Here is a 380-nt window from a genome sequence, read left to right as displayed (position 1 = left end):
GCTGATACGAAAGCCGCTGACCTCCGGTCAACACTCAACAGCCTCGCTGCTGAACACGTCGCTCTTGCGAACCTCAGCATGACGGCAGGCGTCGATCAAGCGAAAGACTACGATGCTGCAAACTGGGCGGAAGACATGCACACAGCTGACTTCAAAGCCGCAATCAAATCAATTTACGGTGAAGCCGGTGCAGATCAGTTCGAGCAAGCTTGGACGAAAAATCACATCGAAGCACAAGCAAACCTCGTCACAGCAGCCATTAACGATGACAAAAAAATGATGGCTGACGCTCAAGACATGCTTAAAATGTTCTCGAACGACTTCGGTGCGTTCCTCGGAGCAGCAACGGAAGAAAACCTTCCGACGAAAGCAGCACAAGA

General features: G+C 51.1%; 1 pseudogene. It reads left to right on the top strand.

What is annotated here, in order from left to right:
• Positions 1–380: pseudogene (locus KNP98_RS15945) on the top strand (copper amine oxidase); the annotation flags it as partial.

This window comes from Exiguobacterium sp. s127, from assembly GCF_018618695.1.
GTDB classification, from domain to species: Bacteria; Bacillota; Bacilli; order Exiguobacteriales; family Exiguobacteriaceae; genus Exiguobacterium_A; species Exiguobacterium_A oxidotolerans.
This window is presented reverse-complemented; position numbering and strand designations above follow the sequence as displayed.